Below are 16,695 nucleotides of genomic sequence, written 5' to 3' on the forward strand. Positions count from 1 at the left end.
ACGGTGGAACGGACGCGCCTCCCCCCGGTGCGTCGGCAGGGGGCAGGGGGGACCAGGGGGACGGCATGACGACGGCACGGCACGACGGCCACGACGGGACGGTGATCGGCGAGGACCGCGACGCCCGCGCGGTGCTCGACGACGCGACGACGGGCCGCGGCGCCCTCGTGGTGGGGCCGCTGGGCTCGGGCAAGACGCACCTCGTGCGGGCGGTCGTGGCGCTCATGCGCGACGCGGGCCTGGACCCGCTCGTGCTCCGTGCGGCCGCACCGCTCGCGTCCCTGCCGCAGGGCGTGCTCGACGACGAGGGGGTCGCACGGCTCGACGCCGCGTCACCCGCGGCGCCGCTCGTCGTCGTCGTCGACGACGCCGAGGACCTCGACGACACGACCGTGGACCGCCTCGTGCGGGGCCTCGCGCGCGGCAGCGTGCACCTGGTGCTCGCGATCGCGCCGCGCCGCGACGGCGAGCCGGCGCACGCCGTGGCGGTCCGCGCCCGGCTGGTCGACCTGTGGCTCGCGCACCGGCTGGTGCGGCACGACCTGCGCGAGCCGGAGCGGGCCGACGCCGACGCGCTGGTCGACGCGTTCGGCGGCGGGCACCCGCTGGACCGCGCGACCCGGCGCATCCTGGTCGCGCGCGCCCGGGGGTCGCGCACCGTGCTGCGCGAGCTCGTCGCCGAGGCGGTGCGCCGCGACCGCGCGGGCGGCGACCCGCTGGAGCTGCCGCTGGACCTCGTCGAGGTGCCCGGCCTGCGGGACGCGCTGACGGTCGAGGCGGTGACGTTCGGGCCGGCCGTGCGGGAGGCGCTGGTCGTGCTGCGGCACCTGCCGGGCCTGCCCTACAGCGAGGCGTGCCTCGTGCTCGGCGCCGAGCGGGTCGACGGCCTCGTGACGCGGCGGCTCGCGATGGTCGACGACGGCCCGCGGCGCGGCCTGTACGTCCGCCGGCTCACGGCGCTGGTCGTCGAGCAGCAGCTCGACGACGCCGCGGTCGAGGGTGTGCTGGCGGGCGTCGAGCGGTACGTGCTGGAGCGGGCCACGGGCCCGGTGTCGGACGTGCTCGCGTCGTTCGTGGTGGCGCGCGCGTCGGTGCGCTCGCCCGACGAGGGGTGGAACGCCGCCCACCCGTCGACGTGGGCGCGGCTGGTGGTGGGCGCGGCGCGCTACGCGAACAGCACGGGGCGGCACGAGCGCTCGCTCGCGTGGACGACCATGCCGGGCGTGCCCGCCGCCGCGCCCGAGGTGCTGCTCGAGCGCACGGTCGCGCTGCTCGCGCTGCGCGAGGACGCGCGGGCGCGCGCCGAGCTCGAACGCGTCGAGCCCGAGCGGCTCGGGCCGACGAGCCTGCTGCGGTACGTGCGCTGCTGGACGGACCTCGTGCGGTGGGTGCCGCCGGACGCGCGCGTCGAGGTGCCGACGTTCCCCGAGCAGGTGCGCGGCGTCGCGCGGGCCGAGCTGGTGCTGCTGCGCGCCGAGCGGGCGGCGCTCACGCTCGACTGGGACCGTGCGCTGATCGCGGCGCGCCACGCGCTCGACGGTGCGGCGCACCCGCGCACGGCGGTGCGGGCGGCCGCGCTCGCGACGTTCGCGGCGGTGGTGCTCGGCGCGCACCCCGAGGCGGAGCGGCTCGCGCGGGAGACGCGCGCGTTGCTGCGCGACCCGGTCGGCGGGCGCACGGTCGGCCTCGACGACGAGCTGTGGGCGCTGTGCACGCTGGCGGCGGCCGCGGCGCTGGGCGGTCACCGTCCCGACGACCTCGAAGACTGGGTGGTGGCGTGCACGCTCGCCGCCGGGGTCCGCGGCGGACCGGCGGAGGTCGGGCTCGTCAACGTCGCGTGGGCGTGCCTCGCGTTCGACCGTGGCGACGGTGCCGCGGTCGTCGAGGAGCTCGCGGCGGCGGCCTCACGCGTGCCCGCCGGCCGGGCCGGGGTGCTGCGGGCGCTGCTGGTGTGCGCGCTCGGGTCGTCGCGGGCGGCGCTCGGTGACGACACCGGCGCACGCCGCGCGCTCGCGACGGCGCCGGCCGAGCACCGCGCCTTCCCGCTCGTCGACATGGCGGCGCGCGTGGTCGAGGCGTGGCCCGCGGCGCACGACGCGACCTCGGTCGACCTGACGCCCGTGCGTGCGGCCGTCGCGGCGGCGCCGCGCCTCGAACGGATCGTGCAGCGGCTCACCGTGACGGGCGGGCGTGTGGGGATCGCCCCGGACGCCGACGGCGGCGCGTCGGTGCCGGGCCGCGTCGACGCCGTGCTGTCGGACCGTGAGCTCGAGGTCGCCCTGCTCGTGGGGCAGGGGCTGACGAACCGCGAGGTCGCGGACCGCCTGGTGCTGTCCGTGCGGACCGTCGAGTCGCACGTTTACCACGCGTGCCGCAAGCTCGGGATCCCGTCGCGGCGCGAGCTCGCCCGGGTGGTGGTGACCACCGGCGTCGGCCGGCGGGGCTGACGCCTCGTCGTGCCGTGGCCGCCGGGGCGGGTGTCAGCGCGCGCGTCCGCCTCCACCGCCGCGGGGGCGTCTCTCGCCGCGGCCCGGGGTGCGGGGCGTCGGCCGGCCCGTCCGGCGCGGCGTCGGCGCGTCGCCGCCACCGCGCCCGTCGCGTCGGGTGCCGCGCCCGTCGCGCGCCCCGCCGCTCGCGGCCGGCGCGTCCCCGCGCGAGCTGCCCGCGGTGCGGCCGCGCACGATCCCGACGAGCTCCTGCGCGTGCGGGTGCTCGGTGTCGGTCCGCCACACGAGCGCGAGCCGGGACCCGGGCGCGTCGGGCACGGGGCGCACGGTCGTGCCGCGTCGGTCGTGCAGGCGCGCGAGCGCGTGCGGCACGACGAGCAGCCCGGCGCCGCTCGCGACGAGGTCGGCGCCCGTCGCGGCGTCCGGCACCTCGACGACGTCGACGCCGGCGGGGGTCCACCCGAGCACGTCGTCGGCGGGGACCAGCAGCGTCTCGCCCGCGAGGTCCGCGACGTCGACCTCGTCGACGACCGTGAGCACGTGGTCGGCGGGCACGACGACGACGGTCGTCTCGGTCCACAGCGGCACGACGGCCCAGCCGTCGCGGGTCGTGGGCGTCGTCGTGGGCAGGCCCGGGGGCGGCGTGAGGGCCGCGCCGTCGGCGGGTGCGGGCGGCAGGCGCAGCACGGCCGCGTCGACGTCGCCCGCGAGCACCGCGGCGACCGCGGCGGCGGGCTCGGCGTGCACGACGTCGAGCGGGTCGTCGGGCAGGCGTTCGCGCCACACGCGCGACCACCGGTCGGGGCTGGTGCCGGGCACCAGGAGCAGCCTCACCGGACGCGCCGCACGACGACGTCGGTGACCTCGTGGCCCAGGTCGAGGCCGCGCTGCTCGAACCGCGTCACGGGCCGGTGCGCGGGCCGCTCGACCGCGCCGCCGGCCAGGTCGGGGTCGGCGGTGAGCACGTCGACCATCTGCGTCGCGTAGTCCGCCCAGTCGGTCGCGACGTGCAGCGTGCCGCCGACGCGCAGCCGGTCGCGCAGCAGCGCGACGTGCGCGGGCTGCACGAGGCGGCGCTTGTGGTGCCGGGCCTTGGGCCACGGGTCGGGGAAGAACGCGTGCACCGCGTCGAGCGACCCGGGCGCGACCGCGGTGCGCAGCAGGCGTAGCGCGTCGCCGTGCGCGACCCGGACGTTGGTCAGGCCCTCGCGCTCGACGAGCAGCAGCAGCGCCGCGACGCCCGGCAGGTGCGCCTCGACCGCGAGCCAGTCGCGGTCGGGGTCGGCGGCGGCCATCGCGGCGGTCGCGTCGCCCATGCCCGAGCCGATCTCGACGACCAGCGGCGCGGTGCGGCCGAACAGCGCGGCCGTGTCGAGCAGCCCGTCGGGCGTGCGCGGCGGCGGCACGCGGTCGTCGTCGACCGAGAAGCCCCAGCGGTCGAAGAGCCGCTCGAGCGCGTCGGTGCGGTCCCGCCCCAGGGGTGCGCGGCGCGGGTGGAACGTGCGCAGCGGCTCGTGGGGTCGCGACGCGCGGTGGGTGAAGACGTCGGGCCGCACGGGCCCACCCTACGCAGCCGTGCTCCGTGGCCCGCTCCGGCGAGCGTCAGGCGGTCATGTCGTCCGGCTGCTCGACCAGCGCGAGGACCTCGCCGGCCGGCCCGCGGACCAGCAGCACGCGCCCGTAGGGCGTGTCCTCGGGGCCGCTGACGACCTCGCCGCCGAGCGACGCGACCAGGGGTGCGATCGCGTCGGCGTCCTCGACCGCGACGTACCAGGTCCACGCGGCGGGCACGTCGCCCGCGCCGGGCCCGTAGCCGCCGACGCCCGCGGCGGGCGAGCCGCCGATGCCGAGCGACGTGTACGTGAAGTCGGGCGCGCTCATGTCCTGCTGCTCGTACCCGAACAGCGCCGTGTAGAAGCGGCGCGCGGCGGCCGGGTCGTGCGACATCTGCTCGGCCCACACGAACGCGCCGGGCACGTCGGTGACCTCCCAGCCGGTCTGCCGGCCGGACTCCCACAGCCCGACGGTGGCACCGGTCGGGTCGATCAGCACCGCGCGGCGGCCCAGGTCGAGCTCGGTGGTGGGGCCCATGACGACGGTCGCGCCGGCCTCGACGGCCCGCGCGGTGGTCGCGCTGACGTCGTCGGTCGCGAGGTACACGCACCACCCCGCGGGGCTCGGCACGTCGGCGACCGCGAGGCCCGCGACCGCGCAGCCGTCGAGCGTCGCCGTGACGTACCCGCCGGTCTCGGGCCCGCCCACCACGAACTGCCAGCCCAGCAGGCCGCCGTAGAACCGCTGCGTGGGCGCGAGCTCCGTGACGACCATGTCCGCCCAGCCGGGGACGCCGGCGGGCCACGGGCTGGGGCTCAGGGTCACGGCACGGCTCCTGCGGGTCGACGGCCGCGCGCGGGACCGCGGCGGCGGAGCACAGCCAACCACCCGCGCCCGCGTCGCGCACCACGGGTCCGCGTGCTACGCCAGGACCATGACCGACGTCACGCGCCCGTCACCGCCCGACCGTGACGCCCCCGACGGTGCCGCGGGCGGCGACGCGTCGCCCGCGGGCGACGCGCTCGACGCGCTGACGCCGGCGGGCGACGACGAGCCGGGCGGTGAGTCCACGCTCACCGTCGTGCTCGCGCTCGCGGCCAACGCGCTCGTCGCCGTGGCCAAGACGGTCGCGGCGGTGCTGACGGGCGCGGCGTCGATGCTCGCCGAGGCCGCGCACTCGTGGGCGGACACCGGCAACGAGGTGTTCCTGCTGGTCGCGCAGCGCCGCGCCGCGCGCGCACCGGACGCCGCGCACCCGTTCGGGTACGGCCGCGAGGTCTACGTGTGGTCGATGTTCGCCGCGATCGGGCTGTTCGCGGTCGGGGCCGGGGTGTCGGTCACGCACGGCGTGCAGGAGCTCCTCCACCCCGAGCCGGCGACCGACTTCCCGGTCGCGTACCTGGTGCTCGCGATCGCGTTCGTGCTGGAGTCGGTGTCGTTCGTGCAGGCGTGGCGGCAGTCGCGCGCCGAGGCGCGGCGCCGCGAGCGGGGCCTGCTGGAGCAGGTGCTCGCGACGTCGGACCCGACCGTGCGGGCCGTGTTCTTCGAGGACGCGGCCGCACTGGTCGGCATCGTCATCGCCGCGGCGGGCATCGCGGCGCACGAGGTCACGGGCTCGAGCGTGCCCGACGCGGTCGGGTCGATCCTCGTCGGGCTGCTGCTCGGGTACGTCGCGTTCGTGCTCATCGGCCGCAACCTGCGCTTCCTGGTCGGCGAGACCGTGGACCCCGTGCTGCAGGCCGCCGCGCTGCGACGCCTGCTGGCGTTGCCGCAGGTCGCGCGCGTGACGCAGCTGCACATCGAGGTCGTCGGTGCGCGGCGCGTGCTGCTCACCGGGGCCGTCGACCTCGTGGGCGACCCGGGGGAGGAGGAGGCGTCGCACCTGCTCGCGCAGGTCGAGCGGGACGTGCGCGCGATCCCCGGCGTCGTCGGCGTCGTGCTGTCGCTCGCCGAGCCGCACGAGCCGTCGCTCGTGCCGCCGCCCGCCTGAGCCGGCGGGGCCGGCGTGGTCGGCGGCGTCAGCCGATGCGTTCCTGCAGGAACGTCACGACCTCGCGCAGGTACCGTTCGCGCACGTCCGGCGCCGACAGCGCGAGGTCGTGCGCACCGCCCGGCACCTCGACGAACGTCACGTCGGTCCCCAGCAGGTGCGCGCGCGCCGCGATCTGCGCGGGGTCGAGCACCGAGTCGGTCGACAGCAGCGCGTCGTGCTCGACGTCGTCGGGCCCCGCGGCGTCGGACGCGAGCACGAGCACGGGCACGTCGATCGCGAGCCCGCGGGCCACGCGCGCGTGCCCGCGGCGCACGGTGCGCACGAACCCGGCCCGCACCGGGAAGCCCTCGTGCGGCTTCCACGTCAGGTCGTAGTCCCACTCGCCGCCCGTCGCGGCGTGCAGCGCACGGCCGTAGTGCGGTGCGAGGCCGCGCAGCCGGACCTGCGGCGCGACGCGCCCCACGCGGTCGATCGCGCGCGTCACGACCGTGCGCTCGGCCCACGAGCCCCGCAGGTCGAGCCACGGCGAGTTCAGCACGAGCGCGTCGACGAGCCCCAGCCCGCGCCGCGCGTCGGCCCACAGCGCGGCCGTGAGTCCGCCGGTCGAGTGGCCGAGCAGCACGACCTCGTCGTGGTCGAGCCGCACGGCGCGGACGGCCGCGTCGATCTCCTGCGCGTACACGCCGAGGTCGGTGGTCTCGTTGGGCGGCCGCCCGGGCCGGATCGACCGGCCGTGGTCGCGCAGGTCGAGCGCGTAGGTGTCCCAGCCCGCCGAGGCGAGCGCGTCGCCCACGTGCGTCTGGAAGAAGTAGTCGACGAACCCGTGCAGATAGAGCACGGCGCGTCGCGACGGCTCACCGTCGGGCACGCGGCGCACGAGCGTCGCGACGGGGTCGACGCCGGTGCGGCGCGCGACGTCGTCGGGGCGCAGGTGCAGCGTGCGCGCGCGCCAGCGGTTGCCGAGCACGTCGGACGTCTCGCGGTCCCACAGGTCGCGCCTCGCGCGCGCGTCGTCGTCGGCCACGTCCCCGATCCTGCCACGCGGTGCCGCGGTCGGCGGGGGTGAGGACGCGGGGTGAGGTGACCTGGACGGGCGTCCGGGAAGATCGGGTGAACCCCGGGTGAAGTGGACTTACGTCCCCTCCGGACGGCCCGCGCGCTGCCGATGGACCCACCGGCCGGGAGGCGCCCGACCACGGAGAGGCGGTCGCATGCACGCGGTGCCGGTGGTCCCCAGCGGGGTCGAGCGCACGTTCGGGCGGGACGAGATCATCGTCTCCAAGACCGACCCGCGGGGTCGGATCACGTACGCCAACGACGTGTTCCTGCGCGTCAGCGGCTACGCCGAGGCCGACCTGCTCGGCCGGCCCCACAACGTCATCCGGCACCCCGACATGCCGCGCGCCGTGTTCCAGGTGCTGTGGGACGCGATCGGCGCGGGTGACGAGGTGTTCGCGTACGTGCTCAACCTCGCGGCCGACGGCGCGTCGTACTGGGTCCTCGCGCACGTGACGCCCACCTTCGGTCCCGACGGCACGATCGTCGGGCACCACTCCAACCGGCGCTGGCCGCAGCCCGCGGCGATCGCCGCGGTGCGGCCGCTGTACCGCCGCCTGCTCGAGGTCGAGCGCGCGCAGCCCACCGCGAAGGCGGCCGTCACGGCGTCCATGGCCGCCCTGCGCGAGCACCTCGCGGGCGCGGGCACGACGTACGACGAGCTGGTGTGGTCGATCATCTCCGACTCCGAGCGGGAGGCCTGACGTGGCACGACGCGCACCCGTCGCCGACGCGACGCCGACCGGCGTCCCGTTCGCGACCCTCGAGCTCATCACGCAGGTGCTGCACGCCGCGGCCGACGGCGACCTCGAGCGCCGCGTCCCCGCGATGGGGCCCGAGCTCGAGGACCTGCGCACGGCGCTCAACCGCGTGCTCGACGTCGTCGACGCCTACGTGCGCGAGTCCGGCGCGACGCTCGAGGCCGCGTCGCACGGCCGCTACCACCGCCAGCTGCTCACGCGCGGCCTGCCCGGCACGTTCCGCGGCGGCGCGCGACGCATCGACGGCTCGCGCGAGCAGCTCGCCGGCGCCGCCGCGGCGCTCGCCGGGCAGCAGGAGGTGCGCGACCAGGTCGTCGACCAGGCGGTCGAGGTGTCGTCGCACGTCGCCGCCGCGTCGGTCGAGCTCGGCGCGTCGGCGGCGACGCTCGCGGAGTCGTCGCGGGCGGGTCTCGCGCAGGTGGAGGCCGCGGGCGCCGCGGTGCAGGCGCTCGAGGACACGTCGCGCCGCATCGGCGAGGCCGCGGGCGTCATCCGCGACGTCGCGGCCCGCACGCGCCTGCTCGCGCTGAACGCGACCATCGAGGCGGCGCACGCCGGGCACGCGGGGGCGGGGTTCGCGGTCGTCGCGGGCGAGGTGCGGCGGCTCGCGGACGAGGCGGCCGCGTCGTCCGACCGGATCGCGGCCGACGTGGCGGCGGCCCAGCAGGCCGCGACGCACGGCGTCGAGGTGCTCGCGGGGCTCGGCGAGGTCATGCAGGAGATGGACGGCCAGGTCGTCGCGATCGCGCAGGCCGCGGGCGACGCGGGTCTCGCGCGGCTGGCCGAGCAGCTGCGCGACGAGGTGGGGCGGGTCGCGGAGGTCTGACGGTCCGGTCCGGCCCGTGCGCCGCACCCGGCCGGACCGCGGTCGGTGACCGGGTCCGGCCGGGCGGGCCGTACGGGTGCTGCCGCGCGACCTCCGTCAGGCGACGGACGGGACGGGCACCTCGACGCGCATCGGCCGCGCGGCGACGTGCCCCTGCTGCGCGACGTCGACCGCGACGCTCGTCAGCCGCACGGACCCGTCGCGCTCGACCTCGACGGTCGAGACCGACGCGTTCGGCAGCGGGACCAGGCCCACGTCGTCGACCGTCGCGAGGTACGCGCCGAGCGCGAGGCCGTGGCCGACGACGAGCACGTGACCCTCGTCGTGCGTCGCCGCGATGCGCGCGAACACGTCGCGCGTGCGGGCCATGAAGTCGCGCCCGCTCTCGCCGCCCGGCAGGCCGGGGTGCGTGCCGGCGAGCACGTCGGCGACGAGGTCGGGCCACGCGACGACCTCGTCGAGCACGCGCTCGGCCTTCTGCTCGTACACGCCGAACGCGTACTCCAGCAGCCCGGGGTCGGTGCGCAGCGGCACGTCGGGGTGGTGGCGCAGCAGCTCGACGGCCGTCGCGACGGCGCGCCCCGACGGCGACGCCCACGCGGCGGTGAAGGGTGTCGCGGCGAGGTGGCGCGCGGTGGTCCGCACGCCCGCGCGGCCGTCGCGCGTGAGGGGGGAGTCGCAGCGGCCCTGCAGGATGCGGCGCGCGTTGAAGTGGGTCCGCCCGTGGCGGACGAGGGTCATGGTGAGGGTCATCGGTGCCCTGCTCTCTGCTCGTCGGTCGCGCCCGACGCTAGGAGCCGCGGGTGGCGGGGCGGTGACGACGGCGTGACAGCGGGCCGACGCGTGGGCGGCGGGCGCCCGTGGGCTCCGTCAGCCCGGCGACCACGCCGGGCGCAGGTCGGTCCGTGCGAAGTCGTCGCCGACGAACAGCAGGGGCTCGTCGAGCGCGGACGCGAGGGCGTAGGAGAAGCAGTCCCCGAGGTTGAGGCGCGCCGGGTGCCCGCTGCCGCGGCCGAACTCGCGGTACGCCTCGGCCGCGAGGCGCGCGTGCTCGGGCGTCAGGGCGACGACCTCGACGCCCAGGCGGTCGAGGAGGTGCTCGACGCGCCGCCGCTGCTGCGGGGCGTCACGCTGCGCCACGACGGCCGACAGCTCGACGAACGTCGCGGCGGACATGCGCGCGTGGGAGGCGCTCAGGACGGTGCGGGCGAGCGCCTCGGCGTGCGGCTCCCCGAGCAGGATCGCGACGACGGCCGACGTGTCGACGATCACCGGGGCAGCCCCAGCTCGTCGTACAGGTCGGCGTCGGCGTCGGCGATGCGGGCCCGGTCCTGCGGTGTGAGGTCGGCCCGGTACTCGACGAGCAGGTGCTGCACGTCGACCCAGCGGGTGTCGACGTGGCCCGTCGGTGCCAGGGACTCGACCTCGGCCAGGCGCCGCGCGACCGCGTCCTCGACCGCCGCGGTCTGCGACTGGCCCGTGAGGTGGGCGAGGCGGCGGACGAGCGCATGGGTCCGCTCGTTCTTGATGTTGAGCGACATGGTCGGAGTCTACCCCGGTCTATTGCGCTGTCTACCGTGGTGGAGACGCCCGGGCACCGTCGCATGCCCGACGTGCTGCGTGAAGTTGAGCGGAATAGACTCAAGTTCGTCAGCGGTTGGGACTGGCAGACACATCCCGACGACGTGCGTCACCCGCACAGGAGGAACCCTTGGACGCGAAGTTCACGACCCGCTCGCAGGAGGCGCTCGGCGACGCCATCCAGTCCGCGAGCGCCGCCGGCAACCCCCAGCTCGAGCCGGCCCACGTCCTCGACGCGCTGCTGCGCCAGGACGGCGGCGTTGCCAACGGCCTGCTCGACGCCGTCGGAGCCGACCGCGGCGCGCTCGGACGCGCCGTGCGCGGCATCCTCGTCAACCTGCCGTCCTCGACCGGCTCGTCGGTCGCGCAGCCGAGCGCGTCGCGCCAGACCGCCGCCGCGATCGAGGCCGCCAACGCCGAGGCCCGCGCGCTCGGCGACGACTACGTGTCCACCGAGCACCTGCTCATCGGCCTCGCCGCCGGGCAGTCGGGCGTCGCCGACGCGCTGCGCGCCGCCGGCGCCTCGCGCGACGCGCTCGTCGCCGCGCTGCCCACCGTGCGCGGCAACGGGCGCGTCACGAGCCCCAACCCCGAGGGCACGTACAAGGCGCTCGAGCAGTACGGCGTCGACCTCACGCAGCGCGCCCGCGAGGGTCGCCTGGACCCCGTGATCGGCCGCGACGCCGAGATCCGCCGCGTCGTGCAGGTGCTCTCGCGCCGCACCAAGAACAACCCCGTGCTCATCGGCGAGCCCGGCGTCGGCAAGACCGCCGTCGTCGAGGGCCTCGCGCAGCGCATCGTCGCGGGCGACGTCCCCGAGTCGCTGCGCGGCAAGACGCTCGTCTCGCTCGACCTGGCCTCGATGGTCGCCGGCGCCAAGTACCGCGGCGAGTTCGAGGAGCGGCTCAAGGCCGTGCTGGCCGAGATCACCGGCTCCGACGGGCAGATCATCACGTTCATCGACGAGCTCCACACCGTGGTCGGCGCGGGCGGCTCGGGCCCTGAGTCGTCACTGGACGCGGGCAACATGCTCAAGCCCATGCTGGCCCGCGGCGAGCTGCGCCTGGTCGGCGCCACCACGCTCGACGAGTACCGCGAGCGCATCGAGAAGGACCCCGCGCTCGAGCGCCGCTTCCAGCAGGTCTTCGTCGGCGAGCCGTCGGTCGAGGACACCGTCGCGATCCTGCGCGGCCTGCGCGAGCGGTACGCCGCGCACCACCGCGTCGAGATCTCCGACGGTGCGATCGTCGCCGCCGCCACCCTGTCCGACCGCTACATCACCGGCCGTCAGCTGCCCGACAAGGCCATCGACCTCATCGACGAGGCCGCGTCGCGGCTGCGCATGGAGCTCGACTCCTCGCCCGTCGAGATCGACGAGCTGCAGCGCGCCGTCACGCGCCTGGAGATGGAGGAGCAGTTCCTCGAGACGGCCGACGACCCCGCGTCGCGCGACCGGCTCGAGAAGCTGCGCGCCGACCTCGCCGACCGCCGCGAGGAGCTCGCGGCGCTCAACGCGCGCTGGGAGAAGGAGAAGGCCGGCCACAACCGGGTCGGCGACCTGCGGGCGCGGCTCGACCAGCTGCGCGCCGACGCCGACCGTGCGCAGCGCGACGGCGACCTCGCGACCGCCGGGCGGATCATGTACGGCGAGATCCCCGCGGTCGAGAAGGAGATCGCCGACGCCGAGGCGTCCGAGGCGGCGCTCGACGGCGAGCTCGCGACCGAGCAGACCCCGATGATCGCCGAGAAGGTCGGGCCCGACGAGGTCGCCGAGGTCGTCGCGGCCTGGACCGGCATCCCCGCGGGCCGCCTGCTCGAGGGCGAGACGCAGAAGCTCCTGCGCATGGAGGACGTCCTGGGCGAGCGGCTCATCGGGCAGAAGAAGGCCGTCGCGGCGGTGTCCGACGCGGTGCGCCGCGCGCGGGCCGGGATCTCCGACCCCGACCGTCCGACCGGCTCGTTCCTGTTCCTCGGGCCCACGGGCGTCGGCAAGACCGAGCTCGCGAAGTCGCTCGCGGACTTCCTGTTCGACGACGAGCGCGCCATGGTGCGCATCGACATGAGCGAGTACGGCGAGAAGCACTCGGTCGCCCGGCTCGTCGGCGCGCCCCCGGGGTACGTCGGCTACGAGGAGGGCGGTCAGCTCACCGAGGCCGTGCGGCGCCGGCCGTACTCGGTCGTGCTGCTCGACGAGGTCGAGAAGGCGCACCCCGAGGTGTTCGACGTGCTGCTGCAGGTGCTCGACGACGGGCGTCTGACGGACGGCCAGGGCCGCACGGTCGACTTCCGCAACGTCATCCTCGTGCTGACGTCGAACCTCGGCTCGCAGTTCCTCGTCGACCCGACGCTCGACGAGGCGTCGAAGCGGGACGCCGTCATGGGCGCCGTGCGGGCGGCGTTCAAGCCGGAGTTCCTCAACCGGCTCGACGACGTCGTGCTGTTCGACGCGCTGACGATCGCGGAGATCGGGCGGATCGTCGACCTGCAGGTCGACGCGCTCGCGCAGCGGCTCGCGGACCGTCGTCTCACGCTCGACGTCTCCGAGGGCGCGCGCGAGTGGCTCGCGCTCGAGGGCTACGACCCCGCGTACGGGGCGCGTCCGCTGCGCCGCCTGGTGCAGAAGGAGATCGGCGACCGGCTCGCGCGCAGCCTGCTCGCGGGCGAGGTGCGCGACGGCGACACCGTCCACGTCGACCTCGCCGACGGCGGCCTGACGGTGCACGCGACCCGCTGACCGCCGCGCGCCGACCCCGCCCGTGCGGCGGGGTCGGCGCGCGCACCGGTGGTCCGCGTGGCAGCATCCGTCGACATGCTGCCGTTCGCGCCCGCCACCGTCCTGCACGCCGCCGGCGGCGGCGAGCTCACCGGGCTCGCCGGGTGGGTCGTGTCCGTGATCGACGCGCTCGGCCCCGTCGGCGTCGGCCTGCTGGTCGCGCTCGAGAACCTCTTCCCGCCCATCCCGTCCGAGGTCGTGCTGCCCGTCGCCGGGTACGTCGCGTCGCAGGGCGGCATGTCGCTCGCCTGGGCCGTCGCGGCGGCCACGCTCGGTGCGCTGGTCGGTGCGTGGGCCCTGTACGGGCTGGGCGCGTGGGTCGGGCGCGCGCGCATCCGCCGCTGGCTCGAGCGGCTGCCGCTCATGGAGGTCGACGACCTCGACCGTGCCGAGGGCTGGTTCGAGCGGCACGGCGGCGTCGCGGTGCTGGTCGGGCGGTGCGTGCCCGTGGTGCGCAGCCTCATCTCGATCCCGGCCGGGGTCGAGGGCATGGCCTTCTGGCGGTTCTCGCTCTACACGCTGGTCGGCTCGGCCGTGTGGAACGGCGGCCTGGTGTGGGCCGGGTACCTGCTGGGCTCGCAGTGGGAGGACGTCGGCCGGTACAGCGACTGGCTCAACGCGGTCGTGTACGTCGTCATCGCGGCCGTCCTCGTGCACTTCGTGTGGGCGCGCACGGGTGCCCGGGGCGAGCGCCGGCGCGCCGCGAGCGCGGCACGGCGCGGCGAGCGCACGGACGCCTGAGGGACGTCGTGCACCCGTCCGGGGCGCGGGGTCAGGGTGCCGGTGTCGCCGAGCCGTCGAGGAACGAGCCCGTGACCGGCGAGGGCGGCACCGCGAGGCACAGCCCCGTGCGGTCGCCGCGGCCCCACCCCTGCTCCGTCGGCGCCCACGTCACCACGCGCACGCCCGCGGCCTGCTCGTCCTCGCTCAGGACGCACGCGCGGGCCACGCGCGCGTCGGCGCCCGCCTGACCGGGCCACACCGCCGCGGGGTCGAACGCGTACTGCGCGACGACCTGCGCCGCGTGCGGCTGCGCGCACGGCACGACGTCCACGCGCGCGACCTCGCCGTCCGCAGGCAGGGCGGCGACGCACGACCCGGTGACGAGCTGCACGACGTGCGCCGACGTCGGGGCCGTCACGTCGGCCGGCAGCGGCCGGCTGCGCGCCGCCGTGACGGCGCGCGTCCCGACCACCGCCGCGACGGCGAGGACGACGACCGCACCCACGCCCGCCGCGACCAGCGCGGTGCGTCGCCGCGCGCGGGCGTGGTCGGCGGCGGCCTCCTGCCACCCCGGGGCGCGGTACGTCGGGGCGTACAGGTCGTCCGGGACGTCACCGCCCGGCCCGTCGGCGGAGGTCAGGGGGTCGCCCCCAGCAGCGACCCGGTGCGCGGCGCGTCGTCCTCGACGATGCAGTACCCGACGAGCTGACCGGCGGCGACCTGGTCCGGGTGCGGCAGCCACACGTCGGCGTAGCCGCGCTCGAGCAGGCCGGGGTCGATCGCGTCGATCGCCGCGGCGCACTCGTCGAGGGCCGTGGTCATCACCGGGTCGTCGGCCGAGAGGTCGGTCGCGGGCGCACCGGTCGCGGTGACGAGCGCGACGACCTCCGCGTCGTGCTCGACGTCGCACGGCAGCGGGATCGCGTCGGACAGGTCGTAGTAGCCGGGGAACGTCGAGTAGCAGGTCCCGGCCGCGACGTCCTGGGGCAGCGTGTACTGCGGGAGCGTGCCCGACGCGTCGGAGCCCGTGCCCTGGTCGAGCTGGTCGAGCTGCTCCTGCAGGTCGTCGAACAGTCCGTCGAGCTCGCCCGATCCCGACGAGCCGCTGCCGCTCTGGAGGTCCTCCAGCAGCTGCTCGAGGCTGTCGCTGCCCAGCGCGTCGGACGCCTGCTGGGCGGTGCTCTGGCCCCACGCGACGAGCGTCACGAAGAGCCACACCATGAAGCCGAGCACGAGGGTGCCGACGGCGCCGAGCACGATGCCCGTGATCGCCAGCCCGCGGCCGCGGGCGCCCGTGCGCTTGATGCGCGCGAGCGACCCGATGCCGAGCCCGATGCCGATCGGCCCCGGTGCGCCGAGCATGAGCAGCAGGCCCGCGCCCGACGTGATGACCGACGCGATCGCGAGCCCGTCGACCGGGGTCGCGGGCGGCCCCCACGGTCCGGGGCCGGCGGGGGCGCCGTAGCCGGGGCCCGCGGGCGGTGCCGCACCGTAGCCGGGGCCGGGCGGCGGGGGCGGCGTGCCGTACGTCGGCGCGCCGCCGCCGACACCGGGCGGCGGCGGCGTCGCACCGCCGGACCCGAGCGGCGGCGGCGTCGGTGCGGCGCCGTAGGGCGACGCCGACGCGCCCGAGGTCGCGTCGGCGCGGACCGCCCACGGGTCCTGCGGCGCGGACGTCGGCGCCGGTGCACCGGTCGCCGCGGGCAGCGGGGCCGTCGGCGCCGGCGCGGCCCACGTGAGGGGCTGCGTGTCGCCCGCGGGCGGCAACGGCTGCGTCGGGGCGGTCCCCGCGAGCGGCTGGGTGTCCTGGCCGCCGTACACGGGCGACGCGGACGTCCCCCACGTCGCGGACGCGGTCGCGCCCGGTGCGGCGGGCGGCTCGGGCGCCGGCGGCTCGGACACGGTGGGCTCGGCCGCGGGCGGCTCCTGGACCGGACCGGCCCCGGCGGCGGGGGTGTCGCGGTCCTCGGGGGTCGACGTCATGGTGCCGAATCTAGTGGAGCGGGATGACGGGTTCGTCCCGGGGCCCACGGGCCGGGGGCGCGACCACCCGTGCGGGCGCGTCGACGCACCCGCACGGGTCGCCCGTCACGGCTCGGCGATCTCCAGCACGACCGGCACGTGGTCCGACGGCTGCTTGCCCTTGCGCTCGTCGCGCTCAATGCGCGCGCCCGTGACGCGCGCCGCGAGCGCCGGGCTCGCGTACGTGAGGTCGATGCGCATGCCCTCGTCCCGCGGGAACCGCAGCTGCTGGTAGTCCCAGTAGGTGAACGTGCGCTCGGCCGGCAGGTGCACGCGCGAGACCTCGGTGTAGCCGGCGTGCGCGAACGCCGTGAACGCGTCGCGCTCGGCGGGCGTCACGTGCGTGCGTCCCGCGAACCAGCCGACGTCCCACACGTCGGTGTCGAGCGGCGCGACGTTCCAGTCGCCGACCATCGCGACCTGCGCCCGCGGGTCGGTCGCGAGCCAGCCCTGCGCCGCGTCGCGCAGCGCCGCGAGCCAGTCGAGCTTGTACGTGTAGTGCGGGTCGCCGACCTCGCGCCCGTTCGGCACGTACAGGCTCCAGACGCGCACGCCGCCGCACGTGACGCCGAGCGCGCGCGCCTCGGCGACGCCCGGGTCGCCCCACGTCGGCTGCCCGGGGAACCCGCGCTCGACGTCGGCGACGCCCACGCGGGACAGCACCGCGACGCCGTTCCACTGCGAGTACCCGTGCGTGACGACCTCGTAGCCGAGGGCCTCGAACGGCTCGCGCGGGAACGCCTCGTCCTTGACCTTCGTCTCCTGCAGCGCGAGGACGTCGACCCCCGTGCGCTCGAGGAAGGCCACGGCGCGGTCCACGCGGGCACGGATCGAGTTGATGTTCCAGGTCGCGAGCAGCACGGGGCGGAACGCTACCCGGCGGCACCGACGACGCGGGCCCCGGACGCAGGTCGGGCCCGCTCCCCACCCGGGGAGCGGGCCCGACCTCGTGCGGGCGG

At 76.8% G+C, this 16,695-nt stretch carries 16 protein-coding genes; 6 read left to right on the forward strand and 10 right to left on the reverse strand.

What is annotated here, in order from left to right; all coding sequences use genetic code 11:
• Nucleotides 1-65: 65 nt before the first annotated feature.
• The gene (locus GY42_RS19710; RefSeq protein WP_052748436.1) at nt 66-2,447 is read left to right on the forward strand and encodes a LuxR C-terminal-related transcriptional regulator; all 2,382 of its coding nucleotides are present in this window, start codon (nt 66-68) and stop codon (nt 2,445-2,447) included.
• Between the two features lie 33 nt (nt 2,448-2,480).
• Here GY42_RS19710 and GY42_RS15395 read toward each other — a convergent pair whose 3' ends face one another.
• From GY42_RS15395 to GY42_RS19515, 3 genes are read right to left on the reverse strand one after another with little or no spacing between them, the layout of a single operon-like run.
• Entirely contained in the window at nt 2,481-3,266 is a 786-nt protein-coding gene (locus tag GY42_RS15395) for a LysR substrate-binding domain-containing protein (protein ID WP_236686817.1), read from the reverse strand.
• An 11-nt stretch (nt 3,267-3,277) separates the two neighbouring features.
• Entirely contained in the window at nt 3,278-4,003 is a 726-nt protein-coding gene (trmB, locus tag GY42_RS15400) for a tRNA (guanosine(46)-N7)-methyltransferase TrmB (RefSeq protein ID WP_046529988.1), read from the reverse strand.
• 46 nt (nt 4,004-4,049) lie between these two features.
• The gene (locus tag GY42_RS19515; protein WP_052748437.1) at nt 4,050-4,826 is read right to left on the reverse strand and encodes a VOC family protein; all 777 of its coding nucleotides are present in this window, start codon (nt 4,824-4,826) and stop codon (nt 4,050-4,052) included.
• A gap of 109 nt (nt 4,827-4,935) precedes the next feature.
• Here GY42_RS19515 and GY42_RS15410 point away from each other — a divergent pair, with 109 nt between their 5' ends.
• The gene (locus GY42_RS15410; RefSeq protein WP_082131592.1) at nt 4,936-5,991 is read left to right on the forward strand and encodes a cation diffusion facilitator family transporter; all 1,056 of its coding nucleotides are present in this window, start codon (nt 4,936-4,938) and stop codon (nt 5,989-5,991) included.
• A 28-nt stretch (nt 5,992-6,019) separates the two neighbouring features.
• Here GY42_RS15410 and GY42_RS15415 read toward each other — a convergent pair whose 3' ends face one another.
• Nucleotides 6,020-7,018 carry an alpha/beta hydrolase gene (locus GY42_RS15415; RefSeq protein WP_236686818.1) on the reverse strand — a complete coding sequence of 333 codons (999 nt, stop codon included), beginning with the start codon at nt 7,016-7,018 and terminating at the stop codon, nt 6,020-6,022.
• A gap of 187 nt (nt 7,019-7,205) precedes the next feature.
• Between GY42_RS15415 and GY42_RS15420 the strand changes: the two genes are divergently transcribed.
• Nucleotides 7,206-7,754, forward strand: a complete 549-nt coding sequence (locus tag GY42_RS15420) for a PAS domain-containing protein (RefSeq protein ID WP_046529989.1) — start codon at nt 7,206-7,208, stop codon at nt 7,752-7,754.
• 1 nt (nt 7,755) lies between these two features.
• The gene (locus tag GY42_RS15425; protein ID WP_052748438.1) at nt 7,756-8,637 is read left to right on the forward strand and encodes a methyl-accepting chemotaxis protein; all 882 of its coding nucleotides are present in this window, start codon (nt 7,756-7,758) and stop codon (nt 8,635-8,637) included.
• A gap of 96 nt (nt 8,638-8,733) precedes the next feature.
• On the opposite strand, the gene GY42_RS15430 is transcribed toward GY42_RS15425, so the two are convergent.
• The 3 genes from GY42_RS15430 to GY42_RS15440 form a co-directional block, all read right to left on the reverse strand.
• Complete coding sequence (locus GY42_RS15430; protein WP_046529990.1) at nt 8,734-9,390, reverse strand: histidine phosphatase family protein; 657 nt, start codon at nt 9,388-9,390, stop codon at nt 8,734-8,736.
• A 117-nt stretch (nt 9,391-9,507) separates the two neighbouring features.
• Nucleotides 9,508-9,909, reverse strand: a complete 402-nt coding sequence (locus GY42_RS15435) for a type II toxin-antitoxin system VapC family toxin (protein ID WP_046529991.1) — start codon at nt 9,907-9,909, stop codon at nt 9,508-9,510.
• Entirely contained in the window at nt 9,906-10,178 is a 273-nt protein-coding gene (locus GY42_RS15440) for a type II toxin-antitoxin system VapB family antitoxin (protein WP_046529992.1), read from the reverse strand. The genes GY42_RS15435 and GY42_RS15440 overlap by 4 nt, the downstream gene beginning before the upstream one ends.
• A 170-nt stretch (nt 10,179-10,348) precedes the next feature.
• Between GY42_RS15440 and clpB the strand changes: the two genes are divergently transcribed.
• Together clpB and GY42_RS15450 are read left to right on the forward strand one after the other, a co-directional pair.
• Nucleotides 10,349-12,952: an ATP-dependent chaperone ClpB gene (gene clpB, locus GY42_RS15445; RefSeq protein WP_046529993.1), complete on the forward strand. Its 2,604-nt coding sequence runs from the start codon at nt 10,349-10,351 to the stop codon at nt 12,950-12,952.
• Between the two features lie 57 nt (nt 12,953-13,009).
• Entirely contained in the window at nt 13,010-13,732 is a 723-nt protein-coding gene (locus GY42_RS15450) for a DedA family protein (protein ID WP_307416117.1), read from the forward strand.
• A 31-nt stretch (nt 13,733-13,763) separates the two neighbouring features.
• Here GY42_RS15450 and GY42_RS15455 read toward each other — a convergent pair whose 3' ends face one another.
• The 3 genes from GY42_RS15455 to GY42_RS15465 form a co-directional block, all read right to left on the reverse strand.
• On the reverse strand, nt 13,764-14,219 hold the full coding sequence (locus GY42_RS15455) for a hypothetical protein (RefSeq protein ID WP_046529995.1): 456 nt from the start codon (nt 14,217-14,219) through the stop codon (nt 13,764-13,766).
• 131 nt (nt 14,220-14,350) lie between these two features.
• Nucleotides 14,351-15,697 (reverse strand): DUF4190 domain-containing protein, encoded by a 1,347-nt coding sequence (locus tag GY42_RS19205; RefSeq protein ID WP_052748439.1) that lies wholly within the window; start codon nt 15,695-15,697, stop codon nt 14,351-14,353.
• A gap of 105 nt (nt 15,698-15,802) precedes the next feature.
• On the reverse strand, nt 15,803-16,597 hold the full coding sequence (locus GY42_RS15465) for an exodeoxyribonuclease III (RefSeq protein WP_046529996.1): 795 nt from the start codon (nt 16,595-16,597) through the stop codon (nt 15,803-15,805).
• Nucleotides 16,598-16,695: the final 98 nt, after the last annotated feature.

This window comes from Cellulomonas sp. FA1 (assembly GCF_000986825.1).
GTDB lineage: Bacteria > Actinomycetota > Actinomycetes > Actinomycetales > Cellulomonadaceae > Cellulomonas > Cellulomonas iranensis.

Excerpts from the sequence above, each read along its gene's own strand:
- GY42_RS15410 (WP_082131592.1), top strand. The coding sequence starts at position 4,936 with ATGACCGACGTCACGCGCCCGTCACCGCCCGACCGTGACGCCCCCGAC.
- GY42_RS19205 (WP_052748439.1), bottom strand. The coding sequence starts at position 15,697 with ATGACGTCGACCCCCGAGGACCGCGACACCCCCGCCGCCGGGGCCGGT.
- GY42_RS15430 (WP_046529990.1), bottom strand. The coding sequence starts at position 9,390 with ATGACCCTCACCATGACCCTCGTCCGCCACGGGCGGACCCACTTCAAC.
- GY42_RS19710 (WP_052748436.1), top strand. The coding sequence starts at position 66 with ATGACGACGGCACGGCACGACGGCCACGACGGGACGGTGATCGGCGAG.
- GY42_RS15440 (WP_046529992.1), bottom strand. The coding sequence starts at position 10,178 with ATGTCGCTCAACATCAAGAACGAGCGGACCCATGCGCTCGTCCGCCGC.
- GY42_RS15420 (WP_046529989.1), top strand. The coding sequence starts at position 7,206 with ATGCACGCGGTGCCGGTGGTCCCCAGCGGGGTCGAGCGCACGTTCGGG.